General features: G+C 69.0%; 12 protein-coding genes, 2 tRNA genes and 1 pseudogene. 6 read left to right on the top strand and 9 right to left on the bottom strand.

Annotated features, from left to right (window positions below; translation table 11 throughout):
• The 7 genes and pseudogenes from AC5LUJ_RS09890 to AC5LUJ_RS09860 all read right to left on the bottom strand — a co-directional run.
• The coding region (locus AC5LUJ_RS09890) for a PP2C family protein-serine/threonine phosphatase (RefSeq protein WP_493464811.1) at positions 1–1,216 on the bottom strand (1,216 nt) is incomplete at its 3' end.
• A gap of 455 nt (positions 1,217–1,671) precedes the next feature.
• Positions 1,672–2,009, bottom strand: a pseudogene (locus tag AC5LUJ_RS09885) (response regulator transcription factor).
• A gap of 1,432 nt (positions 2,010–3,441) precedes the next feature.
• The gene (locus AC5LUJ_RS09880) at positions 3,442–4,590 is read right to left on the bottom strand and encodes an acyl-CoA dehydrogenase family protein (RefSeq protein ID WP_493464810.1); all 1,149 of its coding nucleotides are present in this window, start codon (positions 4,588–4,590) and stop codon (positions 3,442–3,444) included.
• 346 nt (positions 4,591–4,936) lie between these two features.
• Positions 4,937–6,199, bottom strand: coding sequence for a cytochrome P450 (locus tag AC5LUJ_RS09875; RefSeq protein ID WP_250281246.1), 1,263 nt, complete (start codon positions 6,197–6,199; stop codon positions 4,937–4,939).
• A gap of 345 nt (positions 6,200–6,544) precedes the next feature.
• Positions 6,545–7,651 carry an NDMA-dependent alcohol dehydrogenase gene (locus AC5LUJ_RS09870; protein ID WP_250281244.1) on the bottom strand — a complete coding sequence of 369 codons (1,107 nt, stop codon included), beginning with the start codon at positions 7,649–7,651 and terminating at the stop codon, positions 6,545–6,547.
• A 498-nt stretch (positions 7,652–8,149) separates the two neighbouring features.
• Positions 8,150–8,222: transfer RNA gene (locus tag AC5LUJ_RS09865), tRNA-Arg, on the bottom strand.
• A 348-nt stretch (positions 8,223–8,570) separates the two neighbouring features.
• Positions 8,571–8,795 carry a DUF3039 domain-containing protein gene (locus AC5LUJ_RS09860; protein ID WP_047223755.1) on the bottom strand — a complete coding sequence of 75 codons (225 nt, stop codon included), beginning with the start codon at positions 8,793–8,795 and terminating at the stop codon, positions 8,571–8,573.
• A 230-nt stretch (positions 8,796–9,025) separates the two neighbouring features.
• Between AC5LUJ_RS09860 and AC5LUJ_RS09855 the strand changes: the two genes are divergently transcribed.
• Entirely contained in the window at positions 9,026–9,787 is a 762-nt protein-coding gene (locus AC5LUJ_RS09855) for a metal-dependent transcriptional regulator (RefSeq protein WP_250281243.1), read from the top strand.
• A 49-nt stretch (positions 9,788–9,836) separates the two neighbouring features.
• Here the strand turns inward: AC5LUJ_RS09855 and AC5LUJ_RS09850 are convergent, their stop codons facing one another.
• Complete coding sequence (locus tag AC5LUJ_RS09850) at positions 9,837–10,988, bottom strand: C40 family peptidase (RefSeq protein WP_493464809.1); 1,152 nt, start codon at positions 10,986–10,988, stop codon at positions 9,837–9,839.
• Positions 10,989–11,419: 431 nt separating this feature from the next.
• Between AC5LUJ_RS09850 and AC5LUJ_RS09845 the strand changes: the two genes are divergently transcribed.
• The 4 genes from AC5LUJ_RS09845 to AC5LUJ_RS09830 all read left to right on the top strand — a co-directional run bounded on the left by AC5LUJ_RS09845 (position 11,420) and on the right by AC5LUJ_RS09830 (position 15,745).
• Entirely contained in the window at positions 11,420–12,799 is a 1,380-nt protein-coding gene (locus AC5LUJ_RS09845; RefSeq protein WP_445548179.1) for an ammonium transporter, read from the top strand.
• Positions 12,796–13,134 (top strand): P-II family nitrogen regulator, encoded by a 339-nt coding sequence (locus AC5LUJ_RS09840; RefSeq protein WP_250281239.1) that lies wholly within the window; start codon positions 12,796–12,798, stop codon positions 13,132–13,134. The genes AC5LUJ_RS09845 and AC5LUJ_RS09840 overlap by 4 nt, the downstream gene beginning before the upstream one ends.
• A 71-nt stretch (positions 13,135–13,205) precedes the next feature.
• Positions 13,206–15,503 carry a [protein-PII] uridylyltransferase gene (locus AC5LUJ_RS09835; protein WP_250281238.1) on the top strand — a complete coding sequence of 766 codons (2,298 nt, stop codon included), beginning with the start codon at positions 13,206–13,208 and terminating at the stop codon, positions 15,501–15,503.
• 149 nt (positions 15,504–15,652) lie between these two features.
• Positions 15,653–15,745: transfer RNA gene (locus tag AC5LUJ_RS09830), tRNA-Ser, on the top strand.
• A gap of 45 nt (positions 15,746–15,790) precedes the next feature.
• Here the strand turns inward: AC5LUJ_RS09830 and AC5LUJ_RS09825 are convergent.
• The gene (locus AC5LUJ_RS09825) at positions 15,791–15,982 is read right to left on the bottom strand and encodes a hypothetical protein (protein WP_250281235.1); all 192 of its coding nucleotides are present in this window, start codon (positions 15,980–15,982) and stop codon (positions 15,791–15,793) included.
• Between the two features lie 412 nt (positions 15,983–16,394).
• On the opposite strand from AC5LUJ_RS09825, the gene AC5LUJ_RS09820 reads away from it, so the two are divergent.
• Complete coding sequence (locus tag AC5LUJ_RS09820) at positions 16,395–17,126, top strand: HdeD family acid-resistance protein (protein WP_250281234.1); 732 nt, start codon at positions 16,395–16,397, stop codon at positions 17,124–17,126.
• Positions 17,127–17,391: the final 265 nt, after the last annotated feature.

The raw sequence follows: 17,391 nt of genomic DNA, 5'->3' as shown, positions 1-17,391 counted from the left end.
CGTCGCCCACCCTCACGTCGCCCGCGCGCACGTCTCGCTCGCCGCCCGGACTCCGGATGATCACCGGTTGTGGGTGCCCGGCGTTGGCGTACTCGACAAGGCCGGTTTCACGATCCACTGTTGCGACGAACGCGGTCGCGAACATCTCACCGGTGTCACCGAGGCATCGCTGCGCCCACCGGACCGCCTCGCCCGGGGTGCTCCCGGTGAGCAGCGCGGCCGCGAGCAGCTGCTTGACCAGCAGCGCATGCACGCCGGCGACCGGGCCGTGCCCCGCCGCGTCCCCCACCGTGAACCCGAGACGGCCGTCGGGCAGCTCGAAGATGTCGTACCAGTCGCCGGCGAGCAGGCCCTCCGCCGGGATGATCCGGCTCGCGATCCGCATGCCCGGGATCTCGGCCACGGACGCGGCCAACGCGTCCCGCAGCGCCGTCACCGTCGGTCCCTGTTGGCCGATCGTGGCCAACACACGCAGACGCATCGCGTCCAGCCCCTCTCCGAGCTCGGCCAGTTCGGCCGGGCCGTCCCGCGGCACAGCCTGGTCGTAACCGCCACCGGCAAGTTCCCTGACCGCGCGCAGCAGCCCGCGGACCGGCGCGAGGACCGACCGCCGGACGCCGACGACCATCACGGCGACGACCAGGAAAACCAGGAACACGGCACCCAGCGCGCCGGCCAGCAGCTGCCACCCGGCCCCGTCGGCCTGAGCCGACAGCCGCGCCTGGTGGCGCAGAATCTCCTGCTGTATCGCGGCCAGCCGGGTACGCATGGCGTCAAGGCCCGAGTTTGTCGCGGCAGCCGCCTCCGCCGGATGAATGACCACCGTGTTCTCGGTACGAACGGCGGCCACCGCGGGATCCGCGTGCGAGCTCCAGGCCCCGTGCGCCTCCGTCACCTGCCGCACAAGGCCGGACAGCCGCCCGAGACCGGCGACGGCGGCGGACAGCTGGTTGATCCTGGCCGAAATATCCTGGGACGCGACCAGCGGCGGCTTGAGAAGCTCGGGCCGGCCGGTCGTCAGATAACCGCGCCAGCCGCTGTCCTCGTCGGCGAGATGGTCCAGGAGAACAGCCACATCCGCGGCGGCCGGCTCCAGCCGGTCATGCTGGACGGCGGTGGCGTCCGCCGTCCGGACCGCGGCTGTCAGCGCGGCCCCGAGGCAGCCGAACGCGATGGCCAGCGTAATGGCCACCACAACGACCACCTTCCTCTTCATCGCGTTCTCCCCCGCGCCGACGGCCCTCTGTCAAGCGGTGGCCCTGGTGGTGAGAACCGCTGGGCAGCGGCGGAACGCCGGCTACCGGCCTGGGCCGCCCGTACGGGCCCGCGCCGCCGAGCGGCCCGCGCCCCCACGCGCCCTCACCTGGTTGTGGCTCCGGCCGCTCCACCAGGCCCTCTCCCAGCCTGGCGGAGCCGTCGCGGCTGTGACAGGGACCTTCGGCAGAGGCGGTGGGGTCTGTCCCGACCCGCCTTGACAGGTGCCATGACCTGGCCGGTAGGCAGGCAGCGCGATCTGGCCGGTCGGCCCCGGCGCCGACCGGCGCACGCGGCGGACGAACGGCGGTCATCCCTGGCATGGACGCGGTGGCGGCCACCGCGACGGAGCGTGCGCGGACGCGTCGCCGGCTACGGCGAGCCCCTGCCCGCCGCCACGAGGCGGCCGGAGGGCCCTCAGGATCTGAACGGATCCTTCATCTGGTGGCCGCCGGATGACCTGGTCAGCGCGTGGTACCGAGCTACGGCGTCCGTGCGGTTGGCCGCGCCGAGCTTCCGCAGAATGTGCTTCACGTGCGATTTCACGGTGCCTCGGTCACGAACAGGCTGCTCGCGATCTGTGCGTTCGTCTTACCCGAGGCAAGGCTGCGCAGCACCTCGCACTCACGGGGGGTCAGGCTGGCGAACAGCGCGTCCTCGGGATATGCCACCGGCGTCTCCCGGAAGTTCTGCCCCGACGAGTACGCGCCCAGCGAGCGGTTCGCCGGCTTCTCCGAGTCATCGCCGATCTCCATGACGTCCTCGGCGATGTCGTCCACGAGGTCGTTGACCGCGCACACATGTTCGTTGAACATCGACCGCATGAACCGTAGCCGCCGGAAGAGCGCGTTTCTCTCGAACGCGACACCCACCCCCGCGGCGAACATGCCGATCAGGTCCCGGTCGAACTCGTCCACCCCGCCGCGCTCCACCTGCCGGTCGGCGTGCAGCAGCCCCACCACCTTGCCCCAGGAGATCACCGGGGCGGCCACATAGCCCTTGGTGTCGACCACGGCAACCATCTCGGTGTGGACGCGCGAGCTCGACTGGGGGTCGCGTACCAGGATCGGGACGCGGCGCCGTGCCATCTCGCTCTCGACCAGCGGGCCGGTCAGCGGCCGAGGGTTCGCGATACCGACCTGCACCAGCGTCTGGGCGAGCTGCTCCTCGCCCTCCATGTAGGCCGTCCGCGCGACCCAGACACCCTTGTCGATACGTGAGAACAGAATTCTGGTGAAACCCAGCCGATGGGCCTCCACCGGCGCCCGCTCCTCCAGAGCCGACAACGAGGAGGCCCCACGTAAGTGGCAGAGCGCCTGCTCGACGCCGAACATCCGCGCCGTCTGCCGCGCCAGCGTGGCCTCCATCAGCGCGACCCGGGCCAGCCCCGACTGCAGAAGAACCTCCCCCAGCTGCCGGACCGCGGAGTCCCTGGACGACTGGACGGCAAGGTTCATATATTCGGCCGCCGCGCACTGCGCCGCCCGCAACGCCGCGTCGGCCGCCTTCGAGTCACTGCTGGTGAAATTCGAATACGTCACGCCGTCGTCAAGAACCCGCTCGGCGGCTCTCAGTATCTCCCTGGCCCGCTGGACGCCGTCCTCGACTGCCAGCGGCCCCGGGCCGGCCATCTCCCCGGCCATCTCCCCGGCCGTGTCCCAGTCGGGTATGGCCGCGTCGGCCGTGCCCGAGCCCATCGCCATCATGCCCGGGCCCGACCCGTCGTCCAGCACGCGAGCATGGACACCACTGCCCATTCCCGCCTCCTCTTCGAGCTCTTCGAGTCGCAAGATCCCCTGCAGTCTCGAAGCCATGCGCCAGAGAGCTGGACGCGCGGCTGGCCGACCCTCCCTCAGCCTTCCGGCGACCGGTGTGGCACGGCTTCGACCCGTCACGCAACGGACGGTCGATGATCGACACATCACCCGACTTTGGTCGATACATTAGACCAATGGGCCAGGCTGGTCCAGGCACGATGTACGGCCGCTTCGCCGAGCGTCATGCGCTCGGCACGCCCCACCGAAATAGTCGATCATATCGCCGTGCACAGCCGGATGGAGGGTGGCCCTCGTCGGCGGGCGCCTTCCACCAGGAAGATCATAAAGAGCATGTCGCCGGGTAGACCCACCGGGCCAAAAAAACATACCAGCAGGAAACGCCCGAGCCGGCCGGTTTCGCGAGCCCGGCCTACAGGCCCAGCGACCTACTGATGATTGTCTTCATGATCTCGCTCGTGCCGCCGTATATACGCGTGACACGGGCATCCGCGTACAACCGGGCAATAGGGTATTCCAGGATATAGCCGTAACCACCGAACAGCTGCAGGCAGCGGTCGACCGCCCGGCCCTGCAGCTCGGTGCAGTAGAGCTTCACCTTCGCCGCGTCCACCGGGCTCAGCTCACCGGCGACGTGCTCGGCCAGCGCGCGGTCCACCATCGCCTGCGCCGCCTCTATCTCCGTGGCCACCGCGGCCAGTTCGAACTTGGTGTTCTGGAACTGGCTGACCGGCTTCCCGAACACCTGGCGTTCCCGGACGTAGGTCACGGTCGCGTCCAGCGCGGCCCGGGCCGCGGCCAGCGAGCTGACCGCGATGCTCAGCCGTTCCTGGGGCAGACCGCGGGTCATCTGCTCGAAGGCCGTCCCCTCCTCCCCCAGCAGGTTCTCGACCGGCACCCGCACGTCGGTGAACGACAGTTCGATGGTGTCCTGGATCTTCAGGCCGATCTTCGCCAGGTTGCGGCCCTTCTCGAAGCCCGGCGTGCCGTCCTCGACGACCAGCAGGCTAAGCCCCCGCCGCCGGTCGGAGCCGTCGCGTGAGGTTCGCGCCACCACGACCACCAGGTCGGCGAGCGCGCCACCGCTGATGAACGTCTTCGCGCCGTTGAGCACATAGTGATCGCCGTCCCGGACCGCGGTCGTGCGCACGCCGGCCAGGTCCGAACCGGCGCCCGGCTCGGTCATACCGATCGCCGCGAACAGGTCACCGCTCACCAGGCCCGGGAACCAGCGCCTGCGCTGCTCCTCGTCGGCGTAGTCCAGGAAATACGGAACCACCACGTCCAGGTGCACCTGTAACGTCCCCAGCGCGACCAGCGCCCGGGCACACTCCTCGTTGATCACCGCGTTATAGGTGAAGTCCGACTGGTCGCCGCCGCCGTATTCGGCCGGGAAAGCCATCCCCAGCACCCCGAGCTTGCCCAGGTCCCGGAAGAAGTCCCGGGGGACCGCGCCGGCGGCCAGCCAGTCGTCGAAGACGGGCACCACCTCGCGGGCGAGAAACTCCCGGAGCAGCTGACGGAAGCTCTCGTGGTCGGCGGTGAAACCGGTGCGCCGCATTTCCGACGTCCTCTCATGATGTCGTGGACAGCACGGTAGCCCCACCGGCCTCACCCGTCGCGAACAATCGACGACACCGAAGGGCCCCGGCCAGGTCCGCTGGCAGGGCGTGGGACAGCCGGGGGAACAATCCGGTATATACCGTAGCAAAACAGCCGAAGCCAGAAACGACAGTGCGATCAGAATTGGGCAGGAACAGGAAACAGCGGGGGCGTGGGAACGGCTGCCGGGCACCGCTCCCACGCCCCCGGGCCCGCCCGTGGTCCCACGGACGGCTCCGTGGCCTTCCGGGCTACGAGGTGTTCACTACAAGGTGTCCGCACAAGGTGTCCACCGCGCGCTCGGCTCAGCCCCGTTCGGGCGTCCAGGTGGCGGGCAGCCGCTTGACACCGTTCATGAAGTTGGACAACAGCATGTCGCGCTCGCCGACCCTGAGATCCTTCATACGGGTGTATATCTCCCGCACCTCAGTCTTGATCATCTGCTTGGCGAGCATGTGGCCCAGGCAGTAGTGCGGGCCACCGCCGCCGAACGCCTGGTGCGGGTTGAACTTGTTGACCCGCCGCACGTCGAACGTGTCAGGATTCTCGAACATCTCGGGATCCCGGTTGCTGGATATGTACCACATGACGACCTTGTCGCCCTTTTTGATGGCCTCTCCACCGATCTCGGTGTCCCGTGTCACCGTGCGGCGGAAATGCATCAGCGGCGGTTCCAGCCGCAGGCACTCGTTGACGGCGTCGTCCGCGCGCCTGTCGAAGTCCGCCAGGACGTAGTCGAGCTGCTCGGGATACTGCTGGAACAGCGCGAGCACGTGGGCCATCGAGTGCCGGGTGGTGTCGTTGGCGGCCGCGGCGAGCAGCGCGAAGAAGACACCGAGCTCCTCGACGGTCATCTTGTTGCCCTCGTACTGCGCCTGGGCGACCCAGCTGAGCAGGTCGTCACCCGGGTTTTCCCTGCGTTCCCTCGCCAGCTCGATCGCAAGGGTCGCCAGCTTCTGCGAGGCGTCGGCGAACACCTGGAGCGGAGAGCCGATATGCGCGTACTCGGGGTCGCTCCAGCACGCGAACTGTTCGGCCGCGTCCATCACGTACTGGATCTGTTCCGGGTCGGTGATCCCCATGAAGGTCGCGAAGATCCGGCCGGGCACCTCCTTGGTGATCAGCTGGCAGAGGTCCCCCTCACCCAGGGGGGCGACCCTGTCGATGACCTGATGAACGATCCCGCCGATGTCCTCCGACATCTTGAAGATGTTCTTCGGCGTGAAGGCGACGCTGACGATACCCCGCATCTCGGTGTGCCGAGGAGCATCCGTCACGATGAACGACAGCATCGTCTCCAGCTGCGGGAAGTCGTCGACGAACACGCCGTCGGCGGAGCTGAACAGCTCCGTGTCCCGGGAGACGTTCTGGATGTCGCGGTACTTCACCACCGACCAGAACCCCTGGGCGTTGTTCAGGTTCGGGTCCAGAGAATCGGGTGCCTCGTGCCAGCTGACCGGCTTGTTCTCCCGTAACCAGCGGAATGCCTCGTGATGGACGGACCGGGGCTTGGCCCAGAACTCGAGCGAGCTGAGCCGCGTGTCGACGGTGCCATCAGTAATCGTCATGGTAGCCCCTTTCTCAGGCATGTGCTACAGGCCTGACGGTAATCTTCCGAGCTTCGCCGCACTCCCCTCGTAGGAGTCAACCTGGTGCCCCTATCGAGATAAATTCCCGCGGGAGCCACCGCGCCGCCGGAGCCGTCCGGCGCGGACCGGGGACCGGGGAGTGCGCTCAAAACCACGACGAATTCTCGCCGTTCAGTTCAACCTGCTCCGACAACTGTGGCCGCGACCGCCGAAACACCGTCGCGCACCGGCACCTACGGATGGAGCCGGCCGGGCGTCATACGATCGCCACGGCCGGCTCCTCTGGTTCTTCCATCAATTCTGTCCAGTTTTCGAGGAAGCCGGTCAGAAACGAATCAGACCGCGGATGTTCCGGCCGTCCAGCAGGTCCTGGTATCCCTCGTTGATGTCCTCCAGGGAATATTCCCTGGTCACCAGCTCGTCGAGCTTCAGCTGGCCACGGTTGTACAGCTCAAGATAGCGGGGAATGTCGTGCTGCGGGTTCGAGGAGCCGAACAGCGCGCCGCGGATCGACTTCTCGTACAGCGTCAGCTCGAACAGCGACCCACTGATCGAGAAGTCCGTGGGATGCCCGATCGCGGTCACCACCACCCGGCCGCGCTTACCCACCAGGCTCAGCCCCTCGCCGACGTACGCGCCCTCGGCGACGTCCGTCGTGATGATGCACGCGTCCGCCAGCTGCCCGCGGGTCAGCTCGCTGACCAGCTCCCGTGCCGCGTCGACGGTGGCGGCCGTGTGGGTCGCGCCGAACTCGACAGCCTTCTGCCGCTTGAAGTCGACGGGGTCCAGCGCGACGACGGTCCGCGCGCCCGCGGCCCTGGCCCCCTGCACCGCGTTGACGCCGATACCACCGACGCCCATCACGACCACGGTGTCACCCGGCCGCACCTGCGCGGTGTTCACCGCGCTGCCGTAACCGGTCGGGACACCGCATCCGATCAGCGCCGCCTTGTCCAGCGCCGCACCCTGATCGATCTTGACTATAGACGCGACCGGGACGACCGTGTATTCCGAGAATGTCCCGAGAACGCACATCTGCCCGATGTCGTGACCGCGCGTGTGGAATCGGTAGGTACCGTCCAGCTGGGGGCCGAGAATAATCGCCGCCCCGAGATCGCAGAGATTCGTCAGGCCACGCGAGCAGTATGAGCAGCGCCCGCAGGAGGGCAGGAAGCTCAGGACGATCGAGTCACCCTCCGCCACCTCGGTCACGCCCGGCCCGACCGCCGCGACGACACCGGCGCCCTCATGCCCACCGACGACCGGGAAAGGAATCGGGATGTCGCCGCTGACCAGGTGGTAGTCCGAATGACACAAACCGCTGGCGGTGAGCTTGACCAGAACCTCGCCCGCCTTGGGCGGATCGAGTTCGATCTCCTCGACCTGCCACTTCTCCCCCAGCCCCCACAGGACGGCGGCTTTGGTCCTCATTCCGGCGACCTCCTTCGACGGTGAAGGCTCCGTCTCGAGCGCGCCAGCCGGCGCCAGCCGAATGCTGCTGGCACGCTCGAGACGCCTGCTCCACAGGATGACCTTGTGACGTGGGTAACAGTACTCCCGCCGCACCCCCGACGGATCTTCCATATGAGGTGTTTCAGTACCCCTACGGGGAGAGGACGACATCGGGGGATGACAACCCGCTTATGATCATTACGGTCGCGGTAGCCACCCGGCCGAGGAGGGCCGGACCGACGACCGCGTGGGCCACCGCCGACGATGTCGCAGGCCGGCCGCCGGAGCCCACGCGCGGGCGGGCGGCGGCTGCGGTAGCCACCCGCTGACGGAACCGACCGGACAGACCTTGAGCAGATCACGAACGACCGGCGGCCCGGTATGCCCGCGCTCCAGTATGCGCACTACACCATTCACCGAGCGTCATCTCGCCGAAAGTCGTTCGAGCAGGCGGAAGCGCTGGCACGACCGGGATCGTGCCCCTGGTAGGAATCGAACCTACGGCCTACCGCTTAGGAGGCGGTCGCTCTATCCACTGAGCTACAAGGGCAGGGCTACAAGGGCAGGGCTACGAGGAGCTACAAGGGCGGGCCTGGTGTCACGAGAAGGCCTCCGACGGCACCCCAGCTTACGCATCATCCGTCGTCCCGGTCGTACCCGGTCGGCTATGCGAGTGGACCAGATGGGACGAGTCACAGGGCCGGCGGAGCCTGACCTGACCGTCTGTCACCATATGTCCCGCCGTCGATCGCTACCGTGACCGCCGCTCATACCAGCGCTCACGGCGCACGGGCACCGGCAGCGCTCGGCGCGGGCCGCGGCGAGCCACGTCCTGCCACGCACCCAGCCGTGTGACCAGGCCCGGTGAGGGACGACCGGGACGGGGCCGCCCGGGCGGTCAGCCGAGCTGTTCGGCCAGCTCGACGAGCTCCTTGCATTTCGGGCACACCGGGAACCGCTGGGGATCACGCACCGGCTCGAACCTGTAACCACACAGCGCGGTCACGCGTCCGCCTTCGATGGAAGCCCGGACGATCTCCTCATGGCGCGCATAGTGGGCGAAGTCATTACCCTCGTCCGTACTGCCGTGAGTTGTCTCCGGTGCGATCTGGGTCGAGCTCATACACCGAAGTGTATGACCCGCACCGGGAGACCGATCCGCCGATCCCGCCAGCCGTTTCCCGGCCGGGCTCCCGGCGGCCGGAACAGGCCCTGAAGCCGGTCGACGCGCAACCGGCACGGGCAGCAACCAGCACGGGCAACCAGCCTGGAAACGGCGCGGACAGGGCGGCCCGCGTACCTAGGTGGGTACGCCTTCACAGGCGTACTCTTGAGGCTGGATGAAGGAGCCCGGTGACTGGACTGATCGACAGTACCGAGATGTACCTCCGTACCCTCTACGAGCTGAGGGAGGAGGGCATCCCGCCACTGCGCGCGCGTCTGGTGGAAAGACTGCACGTCAGCGCACCCGCGGCCAGCGAGTCCACCTCACGGCTGGCCAGCGAGGGCCTGGTCGCCCTCGCCAACGACCGCACCGTGCAGTTCACCGAGAAGGGGCTGGTCCGCGCGACAGCGGTCATGCGCAAACACCGTCTCGCCGAACTGCTTCTCACCGAGGTGATAGGTCTGGACTGGGCCCTCGTCCACAACGAGGCCTGTCGGTGGGAGCACGTGATCTCCGACGAGGTGGAGGCACGGCTCACCGCGATCCTTGGTGACCCGGAGAAGTGCCCGTTCGGGAACGTGATCCCGGCAGGCCCGTTCGACCGCCCGGTGGGGCCGCGGCCCCTGGCGCCGCTGAGCCTGCTGGCCGCCACCGACTTCACCAGCGCCGGGACGGCCTCGGTCACGGTCAGCTGGATCTCCGAACGGCTACAGACGGACGAACGGACCATGCGCCAGCTCCGGGACGGCGGGGTGCTGCCCGGTGCCACGCTCGTCATCCGCGGGCACGGTGACGTCGTCGAGGTCATCTCCTCGGACGCGGTCGCCCCTGCCGAGGAGGCGGGCGCGTCAGGCCAGCTCCCGGGGCGGGAAGCACCGGCCATCGACATCTCACGGCGTGCCGCGGGGCTCGTGTATGTCGAACACCCCGGTATCCCCCCTCACGGCTGAACACACACATAGCATCATCATCCAACGCCTGGTCTGGACACGGCCGGCTTCAGGCACCGGGGCGCACCGCACCGGCGTACGTCTCCCACCAGACCGGCTCGAGGCGGATCACCGTCCCTGTGCGCGGTGCGTCGATCATGTTCCCGTTGCCGACGTAGATCCCCACATGGTGTAGATCCTCACCGAAGAAGACCAGGTCACCTGGCATGAGTTCGCCGCGGGAGACCCGCCGTCCCTCGTTCCACTGGGCACCGGTGAAGTGGGACAGGGCGACTCCCGCCTTCGCCCACACCCACTGGGTGAGCCCCGAGCAGTCGAAGGCGTCCGGCCCGGCCGCCCCCCACACATACGGCTTGCCCAGCTGCGCACGGGCCTGTGCGACCGCGACCGCCGCCCCGCCGCTCCCGATCGCGGGCGGGCGGGCCGGCGTGGCGGCGGCATCGGTGGCTCCACGGCTGGTGCTGCCGATCAGGTCGCTGCGGCCGCGCAGCTGGTCCCGCTCGGCCGCGGCCGCCTGTGCCTGCGCCTGCGCGGCCGCGGCGGCTGCCAGCTCGCCCGCCCGGCGGGCCGCCTCCTCGCGGGCACGCGCCTGGCGGACAAGCTCGGCGTGCCTGGCGACCAGGCCGTCGAGCAACGCACGCTGCTCCGTCACCGACGCCTCGATGCGCTTCTTCCCCTCTTCGAGGGACGCGGTTTCGCGTTGCCGCTCGGCAAGAGCCGCCTGCGCGGCGGCCTGCGCGCCGGCCAGGTCGTGGCGGGCCGAGCGCAGCTCGATCTCGGCGGCCCGGCCGCGGCGGGCGAGCGAGTCCATCGCGCCCACCCGGTCGAGTGCCGTGCCGGGGTCGCCGGAGAACAGCACCGAGAGCTGTTCGAGACCGCCCGAACGGTAGGTGGCGGCTCCCAGCGCGCGGCGTCTGTCCGCCGCGGCCCGCACAGCGTCCCCCGCATGCCGGACGTCCTCGGTGGCCGTCGACACGGCCTGCTCGGCGGCGCTCAGCCGCAGCCGCCCGGCGTTGAAGGCTTCGGTCGCCGTCTCGGTCGAGTGCGTCAGTTCGGCGAGCTGTTGCTGAGCGGCCGCGATATCTCTGTTGACCTTGTCGATGCCGTCGGCTCTGGCCGGTGTGGCGGCGCCCGGCAGCAGTATGATCCCGCCGACGAGAACGCCGACCAGACCCAGAGCGCCCGGTAGTCGTTCAGGCACCCGGCGACAGCTTTCCGAGGCCTCCGGAACAGCCGGAGCCTCCCCCGAGGCGCCGGGGACGCGGCCCGGCCGCTCGCGCGCGCGGCGTTCGTGCGATCTACGGACGAACGAGCCACGCCAGCCGGCGCCACCACAACAGTAGCAATCCGCAGTCAAACCATCACACACGGAGAACCACGGTAGCCCGTCGGAGCAAGTAGGATCACATAAACGCGCCGGAAGTCACGGAGGGCGATGTGATGTTCGCCACGAGCCCATCGAAGCGGGCCACGAATCGCCCAATTTAGCGATTTCACATACCGGAAACAGGAAAGATACCGATCCGGAACAGATCCTATCGACTCTTCGGCCGAAGGATCCGGGACGACGGGTGGGCCGCGGACCGGTGAGCATGATCCACGCGGGCACGCGGGGCGACCGACGGGAGAGACATGAACCCAGACCAGCTTAAGGAACTCCAAGACGGTATAGCCGGCGCAGCGGGTGTGGGCAGCACCGCCTGGATTCTGGCTGCCTCGGCACTCGTACTGCTGATGACACCCGGCCTTGCGTTCTTCTACGGCGGCATGGTCCGCGCGAAGAACGTGCTCGGCATGCTCATGCAGAACTTCTTCTGCATCGCCGTCGTCAGCGTCCTATGGGTACTGATCGGTTACAGTATCGCGTTCGGCGACGGCAACCAGATCTTCGGTGGGTTTCACTTCGCACTGCTCAACCATATGAGCGAACCGGTTCCCGGGTATGCCGAGGTGACGTTCGCCCCGCCCTATGAGACGAACTCGCTCGCCCAGGTGATCCCACCGATCGTGTTCGTGGCATTCCAGCTCATGTTCGCAATCATCACCCCGGCACTCATCACCGGAGCCACCGCTGACCGGTGGAAATTCGGGGCTTTTGCCGCCTTTGTGACGATATGGTCGATTCTCATCTACTCGCCGGTGGCGCACTGGGTGTTCTCCCCCGAAGGATGGCTGTTCAAGAGGGGCGCCGAGGACTTCGCCGGCGGTACCGTCGTCCACGCGAACGCCGGAGCCGCGGCCATCGCCGTCGCGCTTGTCCTGGGTAAGCGCAGGGGCTGGCCCGCCACCAGCTTCCGGCCGCACAACCTGCCGTTCGTACTTCTGGGAACCGGCCTGCTGTGGTTCGGCTGGTTCGGTTTCAACGCCGGGTCCGAACTCGCCGCCGACACCCGCGCCGGGTTCGCATTCGTCAACACCAACACCGCGACCGCCGCCGCCGTGCTCGGCTGGTTGTTCGTAGAGAAGATCCGGGATGGGAAGGCGACCACCCTGGGTGCCGCCTCCGGCGCCGTCGCCGGCCTGGTAGCCATCACCCCGGCCTGTGGCTTCGTCTCCCCGGCAGGCTCGATCGCCATCGGCCTCATCGCCGGTGCGGTCTGCGCTCTGGCCACGGCCATCAAGGGCAAGGTCGGCATCGACGACGCGCTCGACGTAGGCGCCGTCCACCTGGTTGGCGGTGTGCTGGGTGCGCTGTTGATCGGGTTCTTCGGCACTGCCGACGTCGCCCCCGGCTACAGCGCGGACGGGATCTTCTACGGCGGTGGCGCCAGCCTGCTCGGCAAGCAGGCGCTCGCCGCCGGCGCGGTGGTCGCCTACTCGTTCGCGGCAACGTTCATCATCGCCTTCGTCATCGACAAGATCTACCGGATGAGGCTGTCGCCGGACGAGGAACTCGAAGGAATGGACATCGTCCTGCACGGTGAGACCGCCTACGAGTTCACCGCGCTCGGTGACGGATCGGCACCGGCATCGGTTTCCACCGACAAGGTCGCAGAGGAGGCCAAGGCGTGAAACTCGTAACCGCGGTAATCAAGCCGTTCAAGCTGGAGGACGTGAAGACCGCGCTGGAAAACCTCGGCGTGCGCGGCCTGACCATTTCGGAGGTCCAGGGCTTCGGTCGACAGAAAGGCCACACCGAAGTGTATCGGGGAGCCGAATACAAGGTCGACTTCGTCCCGAAAATCAAGATTGAAATCGTCGTGGACGACGACGCCGTCGACGAACTGGTAAGTGCCATCACCACGTCCGCGCAGACCGGGAAGATCGGTGACGGCAAGGTCTGGGTGGTCCCGGTCGAAACCGTCGTACGGGTACGCACCGGCGAACGTGGATCGGACGCGCTGTAGACCGTGCACCTTGTCGGTGTGCTGGCCGGTGCGGGCCGTTGGCTGCCGCACCGGCCAGAACAGGCCCTTCGATGACGAACCGGCTGGCGACTCTTACGGGCCGGTCCGAGGAGTTCGGCGGCATCGTCGGGCCGGCGCTGCGCCACGCCCTCATGGACGTCGCCGAAGCCACCCTGTGTGCTCTTTTCGGCGAGCCGGGCGCCGGCGTCGCCCTGATGGCGGTCGGTGGCTACGGGCGGGGTGAGCCCGCCCTCGGCAGCGATCTCGACCTCGTCCTGCTGCACGACGGCCGCCGGGACGACATCACCGGCATCGCCGACACCCTCTGGTATCCGCTCTGGGACGCCGGGATCGGCCTCGACCACAGCGTCCGTACCGTCGACGAGGCCGTCGCGGTCGCCGACAACGACCTGAAGGCGGCGCTGGGCCTGCTGGAGGCCCGCCCGGTCGCCGGTGACCGCGCCCTCGCCGGGTCCCTGCTCGAGCGCGTCCGCGCCCGTTGGCGCGCTCGCTCCCCCCAGCGTCTGCCCGAACTCGCGGACCTGGTCGCCGACCGGGCCCGGCGCCACGGCGACGTCGCCTTCCTGCTCGAACCGGACCTGAAACAGGCCCGCGGTGGCCTGCGGGACGTCCACGCGCTGGCCGCGCTCGCCATCGCCTGGGTCGCCGAAACCCCGTCCGCGCGGGTGCTCGAAGCGCGCCGGGTGCTCCTCGACGCCCGTGGCGAGGTCCGCCGGCTCGCGCACGGCCGCCGGCAGGACCGGCTGCTGCTGCAGGACCAGGCCGCCGTCGCGGCAGCCCTGGGCTATCCCGACCAGCTCGCGCTCGCCCACGCCACCGCCGACGCGGGCCGCACGATCTCCTGGACCTGGGACACCACCTGGTACCGGGTCTCGGCCGGCCTACGATCGTCCGCGCGCCGGCGCCCCGGCCCCCCGGTCCGCCGGCCCCTGGACCAGGACGTGGTCGAGCAGGACGGCGAGGTGCAGCTCGCCCGGGACGCCGATCCCACCCACGATCCCGCGCTGGTCCTGCGGGCCGCCGCCGCGGCGGCCCGGGCCGGCATCCCCATCGGCCGGTACGCCCTCACCCGGCTCGCCCGCGAAGCCCCACCCATGCCGGCACCGTGGCCGGACGCGGCCCGACAGGCCCTGGTGACCCTGCTCGCCACCGGCCCGGCCATGATCGGTGCCATGGAGGCGCTCGACCAGGTCGGGCTGCTCGTCCGGCTGCTGCCCGAGTGGGAGACGGTGCGCAGCAGGCCGCAGCGCAATCCCTACCACCGCTTCACCGTCGACCGGCACCTGCTGGAGACGGCCGCCGCCGCGGCGGCGTCGACCCGCAAGGTCGACCGGCCCGACCTGCTGCTGCTCGGCGCACTGCTGCACGACATCGGCAAGGGCCGGCCCGGCGACCACACCGACGTGGGAGTCGAGATCGTCCGTGACCTCGCGCCGCGGCTCGGGCTCCCGCCGGCGGACGCCGACATGCTCGTCACGATGGTGCGCCAGCACCTCCTGCTCATCGAGGCCGCGACCCGGCGGGACATCGACGACCCGGCGACCATCGAGGCGGTGGCCCGGGCCGCCGGCAGCCCCCGGGTCCTCGGCCTGCTGCACGCCCTGACCGAGGCCGACGCGCTCGCCACCGGCCCGACGGCCTGGAGCCCCTGGAAGGCACGGCTGGTCGGCGACCTGGTGGAGCGGGCGACAGCGGTCCACCGCGGCGAGCGGGCACCGTGCCCGCCCGCCCTCACCGACCGTCAGCGGGCTCTTCTCACGCTCCCGGACGACTACCACGTGGCGGTCAACCCGCTGCCGGACGACCCGATGTTCGAGATCGTGCTGGTGGCACCCGACCGTCCAGGGCTGCTGGCCGCCACCACGGGAGTGCTCGCCGTCAACCGGCTGGACGTGCACCGCGCCTCCGCCCGCAGCGAGAACGGCCGGGCGCTGTTGCAGGCGGCGGTGGCAACCACGCACGACGGGGAGCCCAACGCCGGGAAGCTGCGCGGTGACCTGCTGCGGGTCCTCGCCGGCCGGGTCGACCTGGACGCCAGGATCACCGGCCGGGAACAGGCGTACGCGGCCACCCGGCGCCAGCCGCCGCCCGCGCCACCAAAAATCATCTTTGACGACTCCGGATCCGACACGGTGATCGAGATACGGGCACCTGACCGTGCCGGTGTGCTGTTCCGGATGGTCCGCGCGCTCTCCGCGGCCGGGCTCGGCGTGCGGACCGCGATCGTGGCCACGATCGGCCTCGACGTCGTGAACGCCTTCTACGTGCGGGAGGCCGACGGCAGCACCGTGCGGCGGCCGGAGCGGCGGGAGGAGGTGGCGAGCCTCGTCCTGGCCGCGCTCGGATGAGCGCCCCGCCCGGGCACGCCGTCTGTGGGCAGGCCGTCTGTGGGCAGGCCGGACGGCCCGGCCTCGCCCCGGGCCGTCCGCTGGACACGGATGTGGGAGAGGGCGGCAAAGCCACACCGGAGGTGGCGGCTATACTCAGAACGCACGTTGGAGGCTTCGCCTAGTCCGGTCTATGGCGCCGCACTGCTAATGCGGTTGGGGGTAACCCCCCCTCCCGGGTTCAAATCCCGGAGCCTCCGCCACTGACCAGGCGTTTTGAACACATGTTCGAGACGCCTGGTGTCATTTCAAGATCCATGAATGGCCTCGGTCGGCACAGGGCTGACACGAACGGAAGCGATCTTGTTTCGGCGCGGCGCGGACGCCGCGATCACGACGACCGCCCGCTCCGCCCGCTCCTCGGTGACGACCGCGTACATGTCGCTGGCGAAGGCGGCTGGCACATGGCCCAAGACGTCGCTCACCAGCTTCATCGGCACCCCGGACACGAAACCGGTGGGAGCGCGTCGTGGCCCTCCATGTCGCCAGCCACCCGGCCGGCCGCGACGGGTGGACGCACGGCACACCCGCGGCCGATGACACCGAGCGACCAGAATGCTCCGGCGCGGGCACGGAACCGGCACCACCGGCGAACCGGATATCCACGGATGAATGCTGGAAATCGTGCGACCGCCGGCGGGACGGCAGGCAGCCGTCAATCTGGTCATTCACCCACGAAGCCGACCGGCGGCGGCCGGTTCGCCGACGTACGCATCATGATTCACGGCGCTGGCGTGGCGTGAAGCCTGCGAGCGGGGGCATCACCGACTCGACCACGCACTTCGGCGACCGGCGCCCGTATCCACGGGAGTCGGTCATGTTCGGGAGCCCGATGAGTCGAAAGGAGCTGCCATGCGTTCCACGGCAACGCCGGCGGGCCACGCTCAGGGCGGTACCACGAAGCTTCGATGGTGGTATCTGCTCGGCGCGGGGATCGCCTTCGTCCTTTTTGCGCTGGCAATTCCACAGTTCGGTCTGACCACGGTTCGCTCGGTCGCCATACTTCTGGGAATCGTCCTGCTCCTCAGTGCCGCCAGCGAATTGCTGGCGGCGTCGGCGACAGCGCGGGACTGGCGATGGTCCCATGTCCTGCTCGCCGTCCTCTTCGTCGTCGGCGGTATAGTCGCGCTGGCCTGGTCCCGCCCGACCTTCCCGGTGGCGGCGAGGATCCTGGCCTGGTACTTCCTGATCAAAGGTGTTTACGACATCGTCAATTCCTTCGTCGCGAGACGGGCCGAACATTACGGCGCGGCCGGTGAGGACACCCGCGGAACAGCCCAGTGGTGGATGCCGCTGGCGATCGGCGCGCTCGAGATCGGCGTCGGCTTCTGGGCCGTCAGCTATCCGCGGTTCTCGATCTCCCTGCTGGTCCTGTGGGTGGGGCTCGCGGCCCTCGCCACCGGTCTGACAAAAATCGCGATGTCATTCCGGAAACGTGGCCTCCGCAGGGATATGCCGGCCTTTTCCGAAGGCCACTTCCCGCCGGTTGGATTCGGTACCGGCGCGGCCCGCGAGGCCGGCCGGGCGGAGGCCGGGCGAGCGGAGGAGAGCCGAGCCCGCAGATCTCTTTCGGAAGGGCGGTGACATAAATCCCGGAAAAGGGATATGCACCCCGGGAGGGGTGGTCGCGTACATTCCGCCCCTCCCGGGGACGGCCCTGGCGATGGAGCACCGTGCGTGGCCGCCCCACGGGTCACCGACGCGATTCGCGGAAATCCTCACGTGGGTTTTCACGGCAGGCTCGACCGCCATCGTCGCCACGGGCCGGGGACGCCGATCCCCGGCCCGCCCTCGGCCGCGCGCTTCCCAGCCGCGGCCTTCCCGATCACAAGCGTCCCGATCACAGGCG

Source organism: Protofrankia sp. CiP1_Cm_nod3 (genome assembly GCF_982290655.1).
This window is presented reverse-complemented; position numbering and strand designations above follow the sequence as displayed.

Excerpts from the sequence above, each read along its gene's own strand:
- AC5LUJ_RS09870 (WP_250281244.1), bottom strand. The coding sequence starts at position 7,651 with ATGAGGACCAAAGCCGCCGTCCTGTGGGGGCTGGGGGAGAAGTGGCAG.
- AC5LUJ_RS09860 (WP_047223755.1), bottom strand. The coding sequence starts at position 8,795 with ATGAGCTCGACCCAGATCGCACCGGAGACAACTCACGGCAGTACGGAC.
- AC5LUJ_RS09820 (WP_250281234.1), top strand. The coding sequence starts at position 16,395 with ATGCGTTCCACGGCAACGCCGGCGGGCCACGCTCAGGGCGGTACCACG.
- AC5LUJ_RS09835 (WP_250281238.1), top strand. The coding sequence starts at position 13,206 with ATGACGAACCGGCTGGCGACTCTTACGGGCCGGTCCGAGGAGTTCGGC.
- AC5LUJ_RS09875 (WP_250281246.1), bottom strand. The coding sequence starts at position 6,199 with ATGACGATTACTGATGGCACCGTCGACACGCGGCTCAGCTCGCTCGAG.
- AC5LUJ_RS09880 (WP_493464810.1), bottom strand. The coding sequence starts at position 4,590 with ATGCGGCGCACCGGTTTCACCGCCGACCACGAGAGCTTCCGTCAGCTG.
- AC5LUJ_RS09845 (WP_445548179.1), top strand. The coding sequence starts at position 11,420 with ATGAACCCAGACCAGCTTAAGGAACTCCAAGACGGTATAGCCGGCGCA.